Below are 18,949 nucleotides of genomic sequence, written 5' to 3'. Positions count from 1 at the left end.
TGGAGGCGGCATTCCGCGAGTGATCAAGCCGTTGCCCGCACCGCTTCGGAGAGCCACCGCGAAACCGGAGCCAGGTTCTCCGGCGCTTCCCACCCGTTGATCACGGCCAGCAGCTCGAAATACCGTTCCCGCCGTCGGTCGCTCACCGCTGCCAGACACGCGACGGTCCGCTCCGCGCCGTGCCGTGCGATGATCTCGGCCGCCTCCGGCGAGTCCGGGTCGACCCCGGCGTCGAGTGCGTCGCGGCTGTCTTCCACCGGGCCGCGACGGGGTCCGGCGGCAAGATCGCTCGCGTACTGCTCGGCGACGGAGCGCAGCGTCGCGCGGAAGTCCGGGTCCTGCGAGAGTTCGGCCAGCTCCAGCCAGGCGGCGAGCTGATCGGCGGCCGGATCGTCCGGCAGCTCCGGGGTCATCGACCGGGCGAACCCGGACTGGTCCAGACCGCCGAAGACGGCGGTCAGGAAGTCGGCGATGAGCGCGCGGCGTTCTCCGCCGGTCAAGGTCGCGAACTGGTGCATGACAGCCATCTCCTCCGGACTTGAACCGCGCGTCGCGGCGGCGGTCAGGACTGCTTGCCGCAGGCGCAGCAGGCGGATCTGCACCTCGATCGCCTGGACGTGGGCAGCGGCGACGTCCGGAAGGACGGCTTCGCGGGTGACGATGCGTTCGATCGTCACCAGGTTCAGGCCCAGCTCGCGAAGGGTGCGGACGAGGTCCAGGCGGGCAACCGCTTCGGCGCCGTACCGGCGATGCCCGGAGGCGGTGCGGGCCGGGGTGACGATGCCGCGCTCGGAATAAGACCGGACAGTCTTCACGGTCAGGCCGGTGCGGCGGGCGAGCTCGCCGATCGACAAGGGCTTGTCCATGGCAGCCAGCCTGACATCTCCCCCCAGGGGAGAAACAAGTCTTCCCGGATCTCGTTAACTCAATGAACGAAAGGTTCGGCCTCTCCCGCTTCGGCGCCATCATGATCGCGCCGTCGATCAAGGAGGATCGGATGTCCGGACGTTTCCGTGCAGTGGTGGCAGCAGCCGCAGCGATGATGGCGCTGGGCGCGTTGCCGGCGTCAGCCAGCGAGTCGCCGCTCGATCGAGCGGTTCCGACCACCGGGTGCGGCCACGCCGTCTCCGGGGCCGGTGCCACGACCGTCGAACATCTGAGTTCCGGCGGCGTCGAGCGCGAGTACCGGATCTACGTTCCGGCCGGGTACAACCCGCACCGGCAGTACCCGCTCGTCCTCTCCTTTCACGGCCACGGGCGCACCGCGCAGTACCAGGAACAGCTCTCCGAGTTCTCCGGTTCCGACGTGATCGCGGTGTACCCGCAGGGCGTCACCGGAACGGACGGCAAGTCGGCGTGGACCGGGGCGCCGTACTCGGCCCCGGTGGACGACGTCCGGTTCACGGCCGATCTGCTGACCTCGTTGCAGCAACGGCTCTGCGTCGACCCGCAGCGGATCTACGCGGCGGGCAAATCCAACGGCGGCGGGTTCGTCGGCGTCCTCGCCTGCCGGATGGCAGGCCGGATCGCCGCGTTCGCACCGGTTTCCGGCGCGTTCTACCCGCAGGGCGGCGCGTGCGAACCGAGCCGGAAGGTCGCGCTGCTCGACTTCCACGGCACCGCGGACACGACCATCCCCTACGCCGGAAATCCCGCGAAGGGGCTGCCGTCCATTCCGGACTGGCTGTCCGGCTGGGCGGAACGGGACCAGTGTGTCGCCGGGCCGGTCTCGACGTCGCCGGTCCACAACGTGGTGATCCAGCGGTGGCCAGGGTGTTCGCTGGTGCACTACCGGATGATCGGTGCCGGGCACGTCTGGCCGAGCACGCACCCGAACGCCGACTCCGAAACCCCGTCCGCGCTCGACGCCACGCCGGTGATCCTGCAGTTCTTCCGGGCGCACCGGCTGGGCTGACACCGCTTCTCGCGCAGCTCGCCGAACGCCTCGGCGAGCTGCGCCCCGGTGTCGTCGCCAGCCGGCGGCACGGCTAGGAAGGGCGTAGTGCCGGAGAGGTGTCGCCGGCCGCGATCAGCGCGCCGAGTTCCGTGGCCCCGCAGTCGAATTCGGCGGAGCTCGCGGCAGCCGCACGTCTGGCATCCCAGACGGAATCCCCTGGCAGCTACTTGGCGACCAGGGCGGCCCTGACGTTGAGTGCGTCCAGCGCATTTCACCGGACGACTGCTGGAGGGCACATGGCTGCCGCACTTGAGCGACGCTCGATCGACCCGGTGCCGGAGTCCGAGCGGCACGGGCATCCGCGCAGCCTGTTCAGCCTCTGGTTCGCGGCGAACACGCAGATCACCTCGGCGGTCACCGGTGCGCTGACCGTGCTGGTCGGCGTGCACCCGCTGTGGGCGCTCGTCGCGGTCGTGCTCGGCAATGTGCTCGGCGGCGTCCCGATGGCCCTGCACGCGGCACAGGGGCCGAAGCTCGGCGTGCCGCAGATGATCCAGTCGCGCGCGCAGTTCGGCGTGTACGGCGCGGTGCTGCCGCTGGTGCTGGTCGTGGTGATGTACCTCGGCTACTTCGCCAGCGGCTCGCTGCTCGGCGGCCAGGCGGTCGCGCAGATCACCCACCTGCCGACGGATCCGGCGATCGCCGTGTACGCGCTGGCGTCCGCGCTCATCGCCATCGTCGGGTACCGGCTGATCCACCGGTTCGGCTGGATCGCGTCCGCGTTGTCCGTGGTCGTGTTCCTCTACCTGACGATCCGGCTGGTCAGCGGCCACGACCTCGGCGCGGTGCTCGCCTCGCCGCACCTGGACTTCCCGAAGTTCCTGCTGGCGGTCTCGCTGACCGCCTCGTGGCAGCTCACCTTCGGCCCGTACGTCGCGGACACCTCGCGCTACCTGCCGTCGGCGACCTCGGTCCGCTCGACCTTCTGGTGGACCTACGGCGGCACTGTGCTGGGCGCGACCTGGGCGATGTCGTTCGGTGCGATGGCCTACGCGATCGCCGGGAAAGCGTTCAAGGGCCACGAAGTCGCCTACGTCGTCGGCCTCGGCGGCGAGGCGCTGCTGATTCCGTTGCTGCTGGCCATCGCGCTCGGCAAGTTCACCGTGAACGTGCTGAACATCTACGGCGGCTACATGACGGTCGCGACCGCGCTCACCGCGTTCGGCCGGCGCGCGGCGCTGTCGCAGGCCACCCGGATCGGGTACATCCTCGGCGTCGGCGTGGCCGGCGCGGTGATCGCGATCCTCGGCCGGGGCCAGTTCCTCTCGAACTTCGTGCTGTTCCTCGACTTCCTGTTGTACTTCCTCACCCCGTGGAGCTCGATCAACCTGGTCGACTTCTACTTGCTGCGCAAGGAAAGCTACGACCTCGAAGCGCTCTACGACCCGGATGGCCGGTACGGCCGCTGGGCGTGGCCGGCACTGATCGCGTACGTGCTCGGCATCGCGGTGCAGATCCCGTTCGCCAACGTGGAGGGGATCTTCGTCGGACCGTTCGCCCCACTGCTGGGCGGCGCGGACATCTCGTGGCTGCTCGGGCTCATCGTGCCGGGCGCGCTGTACGTGGCGGTTGCCCGGCGTTCGGTCGCAGTTCCCGTGTGACGGTGCGGCCGACCGACGGATCTGCTTGCGGCACCGCGGTTTGGTCCGCCGCGCCCTTTCCCGTCTAAGAGCGCGTCTCAGCTGACGGGTGTCGGGGATCAGCCTTCGGATGTCCGTGAAGGGCCCCTTGAGGGACTTGGATTCCCTCAAGGGGCCCTTCACGGACGAGCCGCACGCCCTGCCACCTGCACCAAGTGAGACCCCGCCAAACCGTCACCCCGGGAGCAGCACGAGCCTTCGCCAGCTCAATCCGCCTGTCATCGCTCGCGCATCTCCCCGCCGGGCAGCTCTCGCGGTGCGCCCGGTGACGCGGAACGGACTGCACCGGTAAATATCGACAGCCGCAACCCGCCACGGTCGCGGTCGGCGGCAGGCGCGGCGGCTCAGCCGGACTCGCGCACCGCCAGCGAGACCGGCAGCACCTGCACCTCCGGCTTCAGCTCCACCCCATCAAGCAGCTGGAGCAACGTCGTCACCATCGCCCGCACCTGCTCGTGCGGATCCTGATGCACCGACGTCAACGGCGGCGACATCATCGGCGCCAACGTCGCGTTGTCGTCGAAACTGACCACGGCCACGTCGTCCGGGACCGTCCGTCCCGCCGCCGCGAGGGTGCGCAGCGCGCCGACAGCCATCATGTCGCTCGCGACGAACACGGCGTCGAGGTCCGGCACCCGGTCGAGCAGCGCCGCCATCGCCTGCGCGCCGCCGGCCAGCGTGAAGTCCGCTTCCTCGTGCAGGCCGGCCGGGTCGAGGCCCGCCTCCACCAGTGCTTTGCGCCAGCCTTCGAGCCGGTCGATCGGTGCGCCCTGATCCTGCGGACCGGCGATTGTCGCGATCCGGCGCCGACCCGATTTCACCAGGTGCGCCACCGCCATCCGCGCGCCGCCCTCGTTGTCGAAGTCCACCACGTGTACGCCGCGGCGCAGGTCGGCGGCCGGACCGCCGAAGACCACCGGCAAGCGCAGCAGACGCAGCGCTCGCGGGAGCGGATCCGCGCGGTGCGGCGCGAACACGAGCACCCCGTCGACGTGGCCGCCTTCCAAGAACCGCACAGTGCGCGCGAGGTCTTCCTTGGTGTCGCTGAATATCAAGACCATCTGACAGCCCGCGTCGGCCAGTTCCCGGTAACCCGCGCGCATCACCGCCGTGCGGTACGGATCGTCGAGCAGTCGCGCCTCAGGCTCCGAGATCACCACCGCGACCGCACCGGTGCGTCGCGTGACCAGCGAACGCGCTGCCTGGTTCGGCGCGTAGCCGAGATCGCGCGCCGCCGCGAGGACCTTCTCGCGCGAGCGGGCGCTCACGTACTCGTCGTCGTTCAACGCCCGCGAAGCCGTGGACCGCGAAACGCCGGCGAAGGCCGCCACGTCCTCCAGGGTCGGCCGTTCGTTTTCGGACCGCGCTGCCACCGGCCACCCCCTCCGTTCCGAATTTGGACCAGCTTAACCGCGCCCCACTGGGAGCGCTCCTGGAACGACACAACGCGATAACCGACCTTGACATCGCATGTTTCCTCCAACACACTCGGTCCGCATCTGGGAGCGCTCCCAGAATGACCTTCAAGGGGTTGACGACGGTGACAACGTTCCGGAAGGGCCTGGTGCTGGCACTGGGCATCACGATGACGCTCGGCGCGGCCGCGTGCGGCGGGTCCGACGACGCGCCCGCGGCGGCAGGGCCGAACGAACACGTGGAGCTGACCATCGCCACGTTCACGGAGTTCGGCTACGAAGCCCTGCTGCCGGAGTACGAGAAGCTGCACCCGAACATCAAGATCACCCACCGCAAGACCGGCCAGGGCGGCCCGTACGCCCAGGACATGATGACCAAGCTCGCGGCCGGCTCCGGGCTCGCCGACGTGCAGGCGGTCGAGGAGGGCCACCTGTCCGACGTGCTCAGCCGGTCCTCGAAGTTCAACGACCTGAGCAAGATCGGTCCGGCGAGTGCTTCCCCGGATCGTTGGCTGCCTTGGAAATACGAGGCGGGCAAGGACAAGAACGGCAAGCTCATCGGCTACGGCACGGACATCGGGCCGCTGGCCATGTGCTACCGCAAGGACTTGCTCGCCGCGGCCGGCCTGCCCTCCGATCCGGAAGCGGTCAAATCGCTGTTCTCCTCCTGGGACAGCTACTTCGCGGCCGGCGCGCAGTACGTCGCCAAGACCGGCAAGGCGTGGTTCGACTCGGCGGCGCAGAACTTCAACGCGATGGTCAACCAGTTGCCGGTCGGCTACCTGGACACCAATGACAAGCTGACCGTCGAGACCAACCAGGGCATCAAGGACGCCTGGACCAAGGTGACCGGTGCGGTCGCCAAGGGCGAATCGGCCAAGCTCACCGCGTTCAGCAACGAATGGAACTCCGGGTTCAAGCAGAGCGCGTTCGCCACCAAGGCGTGTCCGGCGTGGATGCTCGGCGTGATCAAGGAACAGGCCGGCCCGGAGAACGCGGGCAAGTGGGCGGTCACCGCGGCGTTCCCCGGCGGCGGCGGGAACTGGGGCGGTTCGTACCTGACCGTGCCGACACAGAGCAAGCACCCGCGCGAGGCCGCCGAGCTCGCCGCTTGGCTCACCGCACCAGAGCAGCAGATCAAGGCGTTCGAGGCGAAGGGCAACTTCCCGAGCCAGGCGAAGGCGTTGGAGGACCCGAAGCTGCTGAGCGCCACGGACGCGTACTTCGGCAACGCGCCGATCGGCAAGCTGTTCGCCGAGCAGGCGAGGAAGGTCGCGAAGCCGCAGTACAAGGGGCCGAACGACGGTCAGATCCAGGAGAACGTCGCGAGCCCGGCGCTGCAAGCAGTCGAGCAAGGCACTGACGCGGCGGCGGGTTGGCAGCAATTGGTCGACGGCGCGAAGAAACTCGTGCGCTGACCATGACGGTCACCGACAAAGCCGCGCCGGAACACCCGGCCGAGGTGCGGCACCGCTCCGCGCCTCGGCCGGGCCTGCGCGACCGCCTGGCCCGGCTCGACGTCAAAGCCTCGCCCTACCTCTACATCGCGCCGTTCTTCGTCGTGTTCGCGATCGTCGGCATGTTCCCGCTGCTCTACACCGCCTACGTCGCGCTGTTTCACTGGAAAGCCGGCGACGATAATCCCGAATTCGCCGGCCTGGACAACTTCAAAGAATTATTCGCCGACGCGCAGTTCTGGCACGCGCTGGAGAACACGGTCAGCATTTTCCTGCTCTCCAGCGTGCCCCAGCTGATCATCGCGGTACTGCTGGCCGCGCTGCTCAGCGCCCGGCTGCGCGGGGCGGGCGGCTGGCGAGTCGGCATCCTGCTGCCCTACGCGGCGAGCCTGGTGGCGCTCGGGATCATCTTCGCGAACCTCTTCGGTCCGCGCTACGGCCTGGTGAACGGCCTGCTGCAGACGATCGGACTGTCCCCAGTGGACTGGCAGGCGAACCGGTTCGCCAGCCATGTCGCGATCGCGATCATGGTGAACTGGCGCTGGACCGGGTACAACGCGCTGATCGTACTGGCCGCGATGCAGGCGATTCCCCGGGAACTGCACGAGGCCGCGCTGATCGACGGCGCGGGAACGGTACGCCGGTTCACCCACGTCACGCTGCCGCTGCTGCGCCCGACGCTGATCTTCGTGACGATCACGTCGACGATCGGCGGCCTGCAGATCTTCACCGAGCCCAAGCTGTTCGACGCGATGCCCGGTTCCAACAACGGCGGTTCCACTCACCAGTTCCAGACCGTGACGCTGTATCTCTACCAAACCGCGTTCGAAAACTTCGACCTCGGCTACGCGTCCGCGATCGCGTGGGTGCTGTTCCTGATCATCGTGGCGATCGCACTGGTCAACTACTGGCTCACCAGGCGGCTCGCGGGGAGGCGGACATGACCGCGCACACCGGATTCCGGGTCTCCCGGCTCGGCAAACCGCGCAAAGCGACCTACGTCGTGCTGGCGATCTTCGTGCTCGGCTCGCTGTTCCCGTTCTACTGGTCGTTCCTGGTGGCCAGCCGGGACAACGGAATGCTCACCGAGCGCATTCCGCCGCTGTTGCCGGGCGGGAACTTCTTCGCCAACGCGGCGCGAGTGTTCGACACCGTGCCGTTCTGGAAGGCGCTGTTCAACAGCCTCCTGGTGTCCGGCACGGTCACCCTCACCACCGTGCTGTTCTCCTCGCTCGCCGGATTCGCGTTCGCCAAACTGCGGTTCCGGGGCCGCAACGGGCTGTTCGTGTTCATCGTGGTGACTCTCGCGGTGCCGACCCAGCTCGGCATCATCCCGTTGTTCATCGCGATGTCCGAACTGGGCTGGGCGGGCGGGCTGCAGTCGGTCATCGTGCCGAACCTGGTCACCGCGTTCGGCGTGTTCTGGATGCGGCAGTACACAGTGGACGCCCTGCCGTACGAGCTGATCGAAGCCGCCCGGGTGGACGGCTGCAGCATGATCCGGATCTTCTGGAACGTCTGCCTGCCCGCGGTGCGCCCGGCGGCGGCCATCCTGGCCATGTTCACGTTCATGACCTCCTGGAACGATTTCCTGTGGCCGCTGGTGGTTCTGGACGCGGGCAACCCGACCGTGCAGATCGCGCTGGAGAAGCTGCAAAGCGGTTACTACGTCGACTATTCGCTCGTTCTCGCCGGCACCACGCTCGCGACCATCCCGATCCTCATCGTTTTCGTCCTGCTCGGCCGTCAGATCGTGGCCGGGATCATGCAAGGCGCCGTGAAAGGATGACCATGTCCGCACAGCCGATGCCCGAACGCGTCGCGCTCGCGTTCCCGCCCGGGTTCGTCTGGGGTGCCGCGACGGCGGCGTTCCAGGTGGAGGGCTCGACCGGCGCGGACGGCCGCGAACCGTCCGTCTGGGACACCTTCGCCGCGACGCCGGGCGCGGTGGTCGGCGGCGACACCGGCGACCCGGCCGCCGACCACTACCGGCGCTACCGCGACGACGTCGCGTTGATGCGCACACTCGGCCTCGGCGCGTACCGCTTTTCCCTTTCCTGGCCTCGGATCCGGCCCTTCGGCCGGCCGGAGCCGCGCGGGCTGGAGTTCTACGACCGGCTGGTAGACGAACTGCTGGCGGCCGGGATCCAGCCGTGGGCGACGCTGTATCACTGGGATCTGCCGCAATCGCTGGAAGACCAGGGCGGGTGGACGGCGCGGGACACCGCGTACCGGTTCGCCGAATACGCCGAGACGATCGTTGGCCGGCTCGGCGATCGGGTGGCGAGCTGGTCGACGCTGAACGAACCGTGGTGCGCCGCGATGCTCGGCTACGGTTCCGGCGTGCACGCGCCCGGCCGCAGTTCGCCGGAAGCGGCCGTCGCGGCCGCGCACCATCTGCTGCTGGGACACGGTCTCGCGATGGACGTGCTCCGCGCTGCCGCGCCGAACACCCCTTCCGGGATCACGCTGAACCTTTATCCGGTCGCCGCGGATTCCCCGGCCGACGCGGACGCCGCCCGCCGGATCGACGGCCTGCAGAACCGGCTGTTCCTGGATCCGGTGCTGCGCGGCGGCTATCCCGAAGATATCGCCGACGATCTCGCTCCGTTCGGTTTCGACCAGCTGGTACGCGACGGCGACGCGGAGCTGATCGCCGCGCCGATCGACTGGCTCGGCGTGAACTACTACCGCGGGTACCGGGTCGCGGACTCGCCGCGGACCGGGAGCGAGCCGGCCGGGCGCGAGTGGCCGGGCGCGGAACACGTGCACTTCGTCCCGGACCCGGCCGCGCCGCGCACCCACTCCGGGTGGGAGGTGCAACCCGGCGGGCTCGCCGAATCGCTGCTGCAGGTGCATCGCGACTACCGGCCGGTCCCGTTGTACATCACCGAAAACGGCGCTTCCTATCCAGACTCGCTGACCAACGGCGAAGTCGTGGACGAGGACCGGATCACGTTCCTCGAAGCGCACCTCAAGGCGGCCCACGACGCGGTGTCGCGCGGGGTCGACCTGCGCGGGTACTTCTATTGGTCGCTGCTGGACAATTTCGAGTGGGCGGAGGGGTACGCGAAGCGATTCGGCCTGGTGCACGTCGACTACCTCAGCCAGCACCGGACGCCCAAGCGCAGTGCCCAGTGGTATTCGGAAGTGATCGCGCGCAACGCGCTGCCCTGAGCCCGGTACCGCCTGACTGGATTCCCGGTCGTTCCGGGAAGGGTTTTCGTTGGCCTGTTTCAGAAACCTCGCGTCACGCCCGGGCTTCGCGAGCGTCCCGCCCTCGGCGGGGCACTCGCGAAGCCCAGCCAGCGAGGACTGGAGCATCCATTGGCTGTGCAGAGCCAGGTCAACGAAGCGGTCGGCGAGTGGCTGACCGGGGAGTTCTCCGGCAGGCTGACCGCGGAGACGGTAGCCGCCGCCGTCTCGTCCGCCCAGCGAGATCTGGACGGACGGATCATCCCGGACGAGGACGGCGAACTGTTGTACCGGTTAGCTCGCACCCGGTTGCAGCGCATGCTGACGGCTCAGCCGGAACCCCGCGGCAGACCGCGTCGCGACGGCTGACGGCTGGAGTCTTCCAGCGCCGATCGCGGTCGCCCGGCGCGACGGGTTGCCTGCTGGGGCCGTCCGGCCGGGCAGGCGCTTCGGCTCAGCCACTCAAGCGAGACGCACCCTGCACCGGCGTTCAGCTGGCGGCTGGAACCTGGACCGCTCCGGTGCCCGCCTGGTAGCGCACCACTCGCTCAGGCGCCCGGCATCCGGCTGCTCAACGGGGCGTGCTGACGCTCCGGTGGCCACCAGACCTGCGCCGGCGGCGGGGGCACGTCGTCGTCAGGGAGTTCGAGCGCGTCCGCGCCGCTTTGCCAGCGGTTCCAGTGCTCCGAGCACAATCCGCGCCACAGTGCCGGTTCCGCACAGTCCCGCCGACGACACTTGCCTGCCTGCTGCCCGCTATCCACCACGTTCACGACTCCAAACCCGCGCGCCGACCTCCCCGCCGGTTTCCAGTCTGCGCCGGTTCCGCCGGGAACGCCCCGTACTTGTGTCAACACAACCCTTGTGCAGCAACGGAACGGGAGCTCTCAGCCTACTCCAGCCATCGACGCGCCCGCGCGCCGACGCAGTCCACTCGTTCAGCGGTTGACGCCCGCACCGGCACCGATCTGCGCTGATACCCGTTGCGGCGACAGAGAGTCAGCGGCCAACGGCGCACCGTAGAGGTGTCCACAGTGGAGGATTAACGCGATTGGCTCCGATCCGGATGATTCGCGTCGTACTCGCGAGCCGAAGTCCGCTGCGGACGCGTGCGCAGCAGATCCTCGTCCTCCGGCGCGTGCTCCCGCTCGTTGAGGCCGAGCGCGACCGCCCGCCGGATCTGCTCGCGGTTGTCGCGCACGACGGCGGAGAAGAAGTCGTCGATCCGCGGGTCCAGCAGCACCTCCAGCAGCACCCGGAACGACGTGTCGACGGTCGCCTGGACGATCTCGCCGTGGAACGGCAGCCGGCGCAGCTTACCCAGCTGCGGATCGGTCGAGATCTTCTCGGTGATGATGGCGCGCAGCTCGGCTTTGTTCTCGTTGAGGGATTTCGCCAGGTTCTCCGGGTAGTTGCCGGTTTCGAGCACCTTGACGACCTCGTCCAGCACCGCGATGGTGACCGGCTTCTTGATGGCACGCACGAGTGCCTCGGTCAGTTTGTCGACAAGGCGGTAGAAGAACTGCTCGCCGAGCGCCCGGTCGGCGGCCCGGCCGAGCCGCACGATCAGCAGGATCACGCCGAGGATGTGGTGATGCGCGACGAAGTAGGGGTGCGCGACCGGGATCATCGCGAACACCTCGTACCAGGTGCGGGCGAGGAACATCGGCCGCCAGCCGCGCTTGCGCCAGCGCCACAGCAGCTCGAGGAAGAAGATCCCGCAGCTGACGCAGTCCGCGACGAAGAACCAGCGGCCGACCTCCTCAGCGGGCGGGCTGACGAGGAGCCAGCCGAGCATCCCGGCGGAGACGAGGGCCAGCAGGAGGAGAATCCAGTCGTCGGCGTTGACATTGCCGGGCAGGATGCCGCTGTTGAGCTCCGGCCGGTACCGGTCCGGGCCTGGGCTCCGCTGATCGAGCGCCAGGCGCTCGTTGCGCTCAGCATCCGCCGAACGGCCGCTGGTCATGCCGACTCCCTGATCCCCGACTACCTAGCTGGTGCCGGTCATGATCGCACGAATGGACGAGCAGGGGCGGCAGCGCCGGGCACCGGGTGCGCCAGCCGCCCGTCGCGCACGTCCGTGAAGGGCCCCTTGAGGGACTTAGATTCCGTGAAAGGGCCCCTCACGGACCCGCATTCCGTGAAGGGGCCCCTCACGGACTTAGATTCCGTCAATGCGCCCCTCACGGACGTCGGCGAAGGCACCGGCAGAGGGCCACGCACTGTGTCGGAACCGGTTCACTCGCCCGATTCCTCCCCCGATGTCTTGACATCAGACCCTGCGCTCGACCAGGCTCCACTCCACGCCGCCTAGTTAGGAACTTTTACTAACAAGGAGACCTTGGATGCGCCCTCCCCGGAAGGTGGCGTTGTTCGCCGCCGCTTCCGTCGCTCTTACCGCGGCTCTCGCCGGCGCCGGGACCGCCTCGGCGGCCGCGCCGGCTCACCCGTTCCCCGCGCACGTCACCTACCAGACCGGTGTGCTGCCGTCCGCCAGCGCCTCCGAGCGGGACGCCGCGGTCAAGAAACAGTACGACTCGTGGAAGACGAAGTTCCTCCGCAAGGCGTGCGGCGGCACGTTCGTCGTGGCCGCCGAGGACACGCACAACAACGGCATGGTCTCCGAGGGCCAGGGCTACGGGATGAACATCGTCCCGCTGATGGCCGGCTACGACCCGGACGCCAAGGCGATCTTCGACGACATGTGGAAGTTCGTCCAGGCCCACACCGACGGCAAGGGCCTGCTGCAGTGGATCATCGACGGCAAGACCTGCAAGTACGACGACGACGGCACGCCGGACTCGGCTACTGACGGCGATCTCGACGTCGGCTACGGACTGCTCCTCGCGGACAAGCAGTGGGGCGGCTACACCGCCGCGGCGAAGGACTGGCTGGGCAAGATCTACCAGCACGACGTCGCGCCGGACGGGCATCTGCGGATCGCCGACGACACCGGCGACGACGACACCCGCCCGTCCGACTTCATGCTCGATCATCTGCGGGCGTTCGCGAAGTTCGACACCGCGCACGACTGGAACAAGGTGATCACCCGCACCGAGCAGGTGATCACCCAGTTCACGGCCAACTACTCGCCGAACGCGAACCTGCTGTCCGACTTCGTCGTCGGGGCCGGCGGCAGCAGCCCGAAGCCGGCCGACCCGAACAAACACGAGGGCCCCTACGACAACATCGTCAGCTACAACTCGGTCCGCGTACCGTGGCATATGGGCACCGACGCGCTGCTGTACGGCGGCAAGGTCGCGACCGACGTCGCCAAGAAGGAAGCCGCCAGCTACAAGAGCAAGTCGGGCGGCAATCCGAGCAAGATCTACCCGACCGTCAAGCTCGACGGCACGCCGACCAATACCGGCGACCAGTCGGAGACCGCGCCCAACTCGGTCGGCCCGGCCGCGATGGTCTCCGGCGACCAGGCGTTCACCGATGCGCTCTGGAAGTTCATGGCCACCAACCCCTACGACGACGCGTATTACGGCGAGACCATCAAGATGCTCTGCTACCTGGTGATGTCCGGCAACTACTGGGCTCCCTGATCCGGCACGCGAAACCGGCCCGCGGCCTCGCTGCGGGCCGGTTTCGCGTCATCCCGCGGCGTCATCCCGCCGCGTTGGCGCGCAGCGGCGGGCACTTGCCGCCCGGCGCGATCAGCAGCTCGAAGTGCCACATTTCGTTCGAGTACACCTGGCACAGGCCGTACTTTTCGCCGTACCGGATCAGCCAGTCGTCGGCGCGGGTCGGGCCGATGTCGACCGCCTTGCCGGACACGTGCTTCGACTCTTCCGGCGTGCTCACGTACCTGCGCGCCTTCTCCACGCTGCCGTACTTCTCGATGCCCTCGTCGAGCAGCTTCTGCTGGTACTCCTTGGTCCGCCAGCCCGACGTGACGTGCATTTCGACGTTGCGCTCGCGCGCGTCGGCCGCGGCTTCCCGCAACGCCTTCCGCAACGCCGGGTCGAGCTTCCCGACAGCCGGGTAGCTCGTGTCGAACGGCGTGATCGTGACCCCTTCCGGGACGCCGCCCTGAGCCGCGTCGTGATCCGGGTCGCCGCCGCCCAGCGCGGCGGTCGCCGAGCAGCCGGCGAGCAGCAGCGCGGGCAGCACCAGCAGCGCGCTCTTGATCTTGTTCTGCAGCACGGGACAACTATCGCGAGCTGGTGTTCTCGCAGCGTCCGGTGAAGGTCCGCACCGCGTAACAAGACCGCATGATCAGGTAATGAACCCGATCACGCGGTCCCGGAACCGGTCAGGAGGTGAGCCCGATGCCCGCTTCGGCGGTGTTGACCAGGAACGTCAGCGTCTCGTAGAAGTACAGCTCCACAGTGGACGCGTCGTGGCTGGCGTAGCCGATGGACAGGTCCTGGCCGAAGTGGAGCTCGTAGTCGCCGCCGCGGGCGGACAGCACGCAGGCACCGCTGATCGCGGGCGTGCGGATGAGTTCGCCGTCCACGATCTGGCGCAGGTGCTCCAGCACCGGATATCCGTGGTTCGCCGCCTCGAACGCGGCGGTGTAGCCGTCGTCGCTGAGCAGCACGGTGTACGGCCCGGCCACGCCCGCGTCACGCAGTTCGGCGATCGCGTCGCCGATGGCCTTCGGGTACTCGCGGGCCTCGGCGGGCAGCGCGACCGGCGAAAGCGACGACGCCGGGCGGATCCCGGTGATGCCCGCTTCAGCGAACCCGTCGAGCACGATCCGGTCCTCGGCGTACGCGATCTGCTGCGCGGCGTCCTTCACCGGCTGCCAGTCGGCGTCCTTCGCGCCCCACTCGACCGAGTCGACCTGCTCGCGCGACACCGTGAACGGCACCCGCAGCTCGACGATCTGCTGAGCGGTACGCAGGCTGGCGGCGACGCCGTCGAACCGCCCCTCGACGCGCTTGCGGTGCCCGGTGCCGACCGCGGCGAGCGCCGGGTCGCCGGACACGACCACGTCGACGACCCGCCGCGCAGCGGCGAACTCGGCGAACGTGCGCTTCGCCTCTTCCTCCAGGTCCGCCCAGGCGGCAGCGGAGATCGGGGCGAGCTCGCGGTGCAGGTTGTTCATGTCGCAGTGCTCCTTCGCAGGCTTCCGATGCCCAGCGACGTCCCGACGGGGGTCGCCGCGGCCGGCGGTTCTTCCGGTTCGTTCTCCGGCGGTTGTTCGAGGAAATCGACTGTCGGCACGTAGAACAACGCACCGGTGTGCGCGACGGAGAAGTCGAGGATGCGGTCGTAGTTGCCCGGCGGCGAGCCGACGAACATGTTCTCCAGCATCTGCTCGATCACCGCGGGCGCTTTGGTGTAGCCGATGAAATAGGTGCCGAACTCGTCGTGCCCGGGACGGCCGAACGGCATGTTGTCGCGCAGGATGTCCAGCTCGTTGCCGTCCTCGTCGGTGATCACGTTGAGCGCGATGTGCGCGTCGGCGGGCTTTTCTTCGTCCGAAAGCTCCACATCGGACAGTTTGCGCCTGCCGATCACCAGTTCCTGCTGCTCGGTGCTGAGCGCGTTCCAGGCCGTCATGTCGTGCAGGTACTTCTGCACGACGACGTAGCTGCCGCCGTCGAACGGCCCGTCGTCGTCCACGAACACCGCCCGCTCGGCGCCGCGGCCGGTCGGGTTCTCGGTGCCGTCGACGAAGCCGAGCACGTCGCGGGCGTCGAAGTACCGGAACCCCTGCACCTCGTCGACCACTTCGACCGAGCCGCGCAGCCGGTCCATGACCAGCGTTTCCAGCTCGAAGCACAGGTCCATCCGCTCCGCGCGGACGTGGAACAGCAGGTCGGCCCCGGTGGTGACGCTGACGTGTTTCTCGCCCGCGAACACCGGCAGCTCGTGCAGCCCGGCCGGACGCGGACCGCCGTAGATCCGGTCCCACGCCGCCGACGAGATCCCGGCGACGCAGGTCAGACCCGCTGCGGTGTCCCGGAATCCGACTGTGCGCACCAGCCCGGACAGGTCCGCGAGCAGGTCTTTCGCGATCTGCTCGCCGCCCTCGCCGACCCGGAGCAGCAGGAAGATCGCCGACTTGGTCAGCGGCCCGGAAACCGCCTGCGGTTCTGGCGGTTCGAGGTCCCCCGGTCGCACCTGCACGCACTCCTCCCGCCGTTCGATCTCCTCGACCGCATCCTAACCACGGGGCCGGACGCGAACCGGGATCTTGTCACTCGGGCGGGGTCAGACGAACTGGAGCAGCAGGGCCTCGGCGTCGGCCGCGAGCGCGTCCGCCGCGTCCGACCGGCTGGCGAGCTGGTGCAGCAGCGCGCGCTGGAAGAGCCCGTCGAACGTCGCGTACGCGACCTCCGGCGACACTCGCGGCGGCCGGCCGGCGAACTCGGCCAGTGCCTGTACGACGCGCCAGATCATCGCTTGGCGCTGTTCGTCGATGTCGAGCACGTCCGCGCGGAAGGACTCCTCGAACAGGCTCTGGTTGCGCAGGTCGTACCAAAGGCGGTGCATCGCGGCGTCCGCCCGCAGCGTGCCCGCCATCGCCGCGCCGAAGCCGCGCACGAGCTGTTCCGCCGAATCCGCGGCCGCCACGACATCGTCGTAGCGGGTCACGCAGACCTCTTCGAACTTGCGGACCGCGTAGGTGAGCAGCTCGACCTTGTCCGCGAAGTAGTAGTGCAGCACGCCGTGCGAGAAATCCGACTTCTGGGCGATCTCACGCAGGCTCGTGCGGGCATAACCCAGCTCGGCCAGCGCTTGCAGCGCGGACTCGGCCAGCTGCTCGCGCCGCTGGGAGAACTTGTCCACGGCGCGGCGGGAGATGCGCTCCTTCGCCTGGGTCACACCGGGCAGTCTAGCGCGAAGCGTTTTCTTGACGAGTGTCCAAGAAAAACTTGACGACTGTCCAAAACCGGCTACGGTGTGACCTACGCCGCACAGCCGGCGCGTCTCGCAAGCACGTCTCAAGGAGGAGATGTCGATGGGTTCGTACGACCTGACCGGGCGCACCGCGCTGGTCACCGGCGGCGCACAGGGTCTCGGCCAGGGCATGGCCGAGGCACTCGCGAAGGCGGGCGCGGCAGTGGTGATCGGCGATGTCCAGGAGGACCTGGGCAGGCAGACCGCCGACGCGATCAAGCAGAGCGGGGCCAGCGCCGGGTTCGTCCGGCTGGACGTCACCGACGACGAGAACTGGGCGCGGGCGATCGACGCGGTGGTCGGCGAACACGGCGGGCTCGACATCGTCGTGAACAACGCGGGCGTCGAGATCACCGGGCTGGTCGTCGACCTGGACCCGGCCGACGTGCGGAAGATGCTCGAGGTCAACGTGCTGGGCACGGCGCTGGGCGTGAAACACGCGCTGCGCGCGATGCGCCCGGGCGGCGCGGCCGGGCGCGGCGGCTCGGTGGTCAACATCGCTTCGGTGGCCGCGACCATCGCGTTCCCCGGCATCGCCGGCTACTCGGCCACGAAGTCCGCGGTCGACCGGCTGACCCGGGTCGCCGCGATGGAGGCCGGGAAGCTCGGCTACGGCGTGCGGGTGAACTGCGTGTACCCGGGTCTCGTCCCGACTCAGATGGGCAACCAGCTGGCCAGCGACGTGGTCGAGGTCGGGCTGTTCCCCAGCATCGAGGAAGCGATCGGCGCGGTCGTCGCGCAGACCCCGGCCGGACGGCTCGGCGAGGTCGCCGACATGGCGGACGCGGTGGTGTTCCTCGCGTCGGACGCCGCCCGCTTCATCACCGGTGCGGGTCTGCCGGTCGACGGTGGCATGGGCATGTAGATCGGTCCCCCTGAGCAAGGAGACGAGCGGTGCGACTGACCGACTACCTCGACAAGGGCACCTCGCTCGGCCCGTCGGCCCCGTGTCTGACCGCGGCCGGCGAATCGCTGAGCTACGGCGAGGTCCAGCAGCTGTCCTGGCGCGTCGCCCGCGCCCTCGCCCGCTCGGGCGTGCGGCCGGGCGACAAGGTGGCGATCCTGTCCGCGAACGATCCGATGTCGTTCGCTTGCGTATTCGGCATCAGCCGCGCAGGGGCGGTCTGGTGCCCGGTCAACCCGCGCAACGAGGCGGCGGAGAACCGGGAACTGCTGGACCTGTTCGACTGCACGTGCCTGCTCGTGCAGGAGTCGTTCGCACCGCTCGTCGCCCGCATCGCCGGGCAACTGCCCAAACTCGCCACCGTGGTGTGCCTGGACGGCGCCTTCGACGGCGCGATTCCGTTCGAGGACTGGCTCGCCGACGTGTCCGCCGAGCCGTGGCAAGCAGATCCGCCGGACGACACGGCGATGCTCGTCGGCACCGGCGGCACCACCGGGCGGCCGAAGGGGGTGATGCTGACCGGGCACAACGTCGAAACCATGACCGCGCTGACGTTGATGAGCTACCCGTTCTCGCCGCGGCCGCGTTACCTGGCGCTGGCACCGCTCACCCACGCCGCGGGCGTGCTGTGTTTCCCGGTGCTGACCTTGGGCGGCGAGATCGTGGTGATGCCCGCGCCGGATCTCGGGCAGTTCCTCGCGCTGGTCGGCAAGCACCGGATCACGCACACCTTCCTCCCGCCGACGCTGATCTACCTTTTGCTCGACCATCCCGGCCTGGATTCCGCGGATCTCGGTTCGTTGCGCTGCCTCTGGTACGGCGCGGCGCCGATGTCCGCGACCCGGCTGGAGGAGGCGATCGACCGGATCGGACCGGTGCTGGGCCAGCTGTTCGGGCAGAGCGAAGCGCCGATGATGATCTCCACGCTGTCCCCGGCCGACCATTTCCACGCGGACGGTTCCCTTGCCCGCGAACGGTTCACCTCGGCAGGGCGGCCGACGCCGCTGACCCGGGTCGCGATCATGGCCGAAGACGGAACGCTGCTGCCCTACGGCGAACGCGGCGAGATCGTCGTGCGCGGACCGCTGGTAATGCCGGGGTACTACCGCGATCCGGAAGCGACCGCGGAAGCGAGCAAGCACGGCTGGCACCACACCGGCGACATCGGCTACCTCGACGAGGACAACTTCCTGTACGTGGTGGACCGGGCCAAGGACATGATCATCACTGGCGGGTTCAACGTCTATTCGGCCGAGGTGGAACAGGCGCTGATGACCCATCCGGCGGTGCGGGACTGCGCGGTGATCGGACTGCCGCACGAGAAGTGGGGCGAGCAGGTGACCGCCGTCGTACAGCTGCACGAGGGCCGTACCGCGACCGAGGACGAGCTGCGAGCCACAGTCAAGGAACTACTGGGCAGTGTGAAAACGCCGAAAGCAGTGCACGTCTGGCCGGATCTGCCGCGCTCGAAGGTGGGGAAGGTGCTGAAAACGGACGTGCGGGCGCGGTTGACGTCGTGA

At 68.6% G+C, this 18,949-nt stretch carries 18 protein-coding genes; 10 read left to right on the top strand and 8 right to left on the bottom strand.

Translation table 11 applies throughout. The annotated features are described in order from the left end of the window. Positions 1–23: 23 nt before the first annotated feature. Positions 24–866 carry a MerR family transcriptional regulator gene (locus AMYBE_RS0139170; RefSeq protein ID WP_020664868.1) on the bottom strand — a complete coding sequence of 281 codons (843 nt, stop codon included), beginning with the start codon at positions 864–866 and terminating at the stop codon, positions 24–26. A 101-nt stretch (positions 867–967) separates the two neighbouring features. On the opposite strand from AMYBE_RS0139170, the gene AMYBE_RS0139165 reads away from it, so the two are divergent. Together AMYBE_RS0139165 and AMYBE_RS0139160 are read left to right on the top strand one after the other, a co-directional pair. Beyond that, positions 968–1,915, top strand: a complete 948-nt coding sequence (locus tag AMYBE_RS0139165; RefSeq protein WP_425386974.1) for a CE1 family esterase — start codon at positions 968–970, stop codon at positions 1,913–1,915. A 278-nt stretch (positions 1,916–2,193) separates the two neighbouring features. Continuing rightward, positions 2,194–3,558 (top strand): purine-cytosine permease family protein, encoded by a 1,365-nt coding sequence (locus tag AMYBE_RS0139160; RefSeq protein WP_020664866.1) that lies wholly within the window; start codon positions 2,194–2,196, stop codon positions 3,556–3,558. 383 nt (positions 3,559–3,941) lie between these two features. Here the strand turns inward: AMYBE_RS0139160 and AMYBE_RS0139155 are convergent, their stop codons facing one another. Then, positions 3,942–4,970 (bottom strand): LacI family DNA-binding transcriptional regulator, encoded by a 1,029-nt coding sequence (locus AMYBE_RS0139155; RefSeq protein WP_020664865.1) that lies wholly within the window; start codon positions 4,968–4,970, stop codon positions 3,942–3,944. Positions 4,971–5,113: 143 nt separating this feature from the next. Between AMYBE_RS0139155 and AMYBE_RS0139150 the strand changes: the two genes are divergently transcribed. The 5 genes from AMYBE_RS0139150 to AMYBE_RS0139130 all read left to right on the top strand — a co-directional run bounded on the left by AMYBE_RS0139150 (position 5,114) and on the right by AMYBE_RS0139130 (position 10,033). Then, a complete protein-coding gene (locus AMYBE_RS0139150; RefSeq protein ID WP_020664864.1) occupies positions 5,114–6,430 on the top strand; it encodes an ABC transporter substrate-binding protein in 1,317 nt (438 codons plus the stop codon). A gap of 2 nt (positions 6,431–6,432) precedes the next feature. Beyond that, complete coding sequence (locus AMYBE_RS0139145) at positions 6,433–7,413, top strand: carbohydrate ABC transporter permease (protein WP_020664863.1); 981 nt, start codon at positions 6,433–6,435, stop codon at positions 7,411–7,413. After that, complete coding sequence (locus tag AMYBE_RS0139140) at positions 7,410–8,258, top strand: carbohydrate ABC transporter permease (protein ID WP_020664862.1); 849 nt, start codon at positions 7,410–7,412, stop codon at positions 8,256–8,258. Before AMYBE_RS0139145 ends, AMYBE_RS0139140 begins: the two co-directional genes overlap by 4 nt. Beyond that, positions 8,255–9,646: a GH1 family beta-glucosidase gene (locus AMYBE_RS0139135; protein WP_027928489.1), complete on the top strand. Its 1,392-nt coding sequence runs from the start codon at positions 8,255–8,257 to the stop codon at positions 9,644–9,646. The genes AMYBE_RS0139140 and AMYBE_RS0139135 overlap by 4 nt, the downstream gene beginning before the upstream one ends. A 156-nt stretch (positions 9,647–9,802) precedes the next feature. Further along, positions 9,803–10,033: a hypothetical protein gene (locus AMYBE_RS0139130; protein ID WP_020664860.1), complete on the top strand. Its 231-nt coding sequence runs from the start codon at positions 9,803–9,805 to the stop codon at positions 10,031–10,033. Between the two features lie 179 nt (positions 10,034–10,212). Here the strand turns inward: AMYBE_RS0139130 and AMYBE_RS45555 are convergent, their stop codons facing one another. Beyond that, positions 10,213–10,437: a hypothetical protein gene (locus tag AMYBE_RS45555; protein WP_084470312.1), complete on the bottom strand. Its 225-nt coding sequence runs from the start codon at positions 10,435–10,437 to the stop codon at positions 10,213–10,215. Between the two features lie 269 nt (positions 10,438–10,706). Continuing rightward, a complete protein-coding gene (locus AMYBE_RS0139125; protein ID WP_020664859.1) occupies positions 10,707–11,630 on the bottom strand; it encodes an ion transporter in 924 nt (307 codons plus the stop codon). A gap of 379 nt (positions 11,631–12,009) precedes the next feature. On the opposite strand from AMYBE_RS0139125, the gene AMYBE_RS0139120 reads away from it, so the two are divergent. Continuing rightward, positions 12,010–13,215, top strand: a complete 1,206-nt coding sequence (locus AMYBE_RS0139120; protein ID WP_020664858.1) for a glycosyl hydrolase family 8 — start codon at positions 12,010–12,012, stop codon at positions 13,213–13,215. A 61-nt stretch (positions 13,216–13,276) separates the two neighbouring features. Here the strand turns inward: AMYBE_RS0139120 and AMYBE_RS0139115 are convergent, their stop codons facing one another. The 4 genes from AMYBE_RS0139115 to AMYBE_RS0139100 form a co-directional block, all read right to left on the bottom strand. Further along, positions 13,277–13,816, bottom strand: a complete 540-nt coding sequence (locus AMYBE_RS0139115; RefSeq protein WP_020664857.1) for a M15 family metallopeptidase — start codon at positions 13,814–13,816, stop codon at positions 13,277–13,279. 109 nt (positions 13,817–13,925) lie between these two features. After that, positions 13,926–14,723 carry a family 1 encapsulin nanocompartment shell protein gene (locus AMYBE_RS0139110; RefSeq protein WP_020664856.1) on the bottom strand — a complete coding sequence of 266 codons (798 nt, stop codon included), beginning with the start codon at positions 14,721–14,723 and terminating at the stop codon, positions 13,926–13,928. After that, positions 14,720–15,745, bottom strand: coding sequence for a Dyp-type peroxidase (locus AMYBE_RS0139105; RefSeq protein ID WP_027928487.1), 1,026 nt, complete (start codon positions 15,743–15,745; stop codon positions 14,720–14,722). Before AMYBE_RS0139105 ends, AMYBE_RS0139110 begins: the two co-directional genes overlap by 4 nt. 90 nt (positions 15,746–15,835) lie before the next feature. Beyond that, positions 15,836–16,450 (bottom strand): TetR/AcrR family transcriptional regulator, encoded by a 615-nt coding sequence (locus AMYBE_RS0139100; RefSeq protein ID WP_020664854.1) that lies wholly within the window; start codon positions 16,448–16,450, stop codon positions 15,836–15,838. A gap of 136 nt (positions 16,451–16,586) precedes the next feature. On the opposite strand from AMYBE_RS0139100, the gene AMYBE_RS0139095 reads away from it, so the two are divergent. Both AMYBE_RS0139095 and AMYBE_RS0139090 read left to right on the top strand, forming a co-directional pair. Continuing rightward, positions 16,587–17,390, top strand: coding sequence for an SDR family NAD(P)-dependent oxidoreductase (locus AMYBE_RS0139095; protein ID WP_020664853.1), 804 nt, complete (start codon positions 16,587–16,589; stop codon positions 17,388–17,390). 29 nt (positions 17,391–17,419) lie between these two features. Then, positions 17,420–18,949, top strand: coding sequence for an acyl-CoA synthetase (locus tag AMYBE_RS0139090; RefSeq protein WP_020664852.1), 1,530 nt, complete (start codon positions 17,420–17,422; stop codon positions 18,947–18,949).

Source organism: Amycolatopsis benzoatilytica AK 16/65 (assembly GCF_000383915.1).
In the GTDB taxonomy this organism is placed as follows: domain Bacteria; phylum Actinomycetota; class Actinomycetes; order Mycobacteriales; family Pseudonocardiaceae; genus Amycolatopsis; species Amycolatopsis benzoatilytica.
This window is presented reverse-complemented; position numbering and strand designations above follow the sequence as displayed.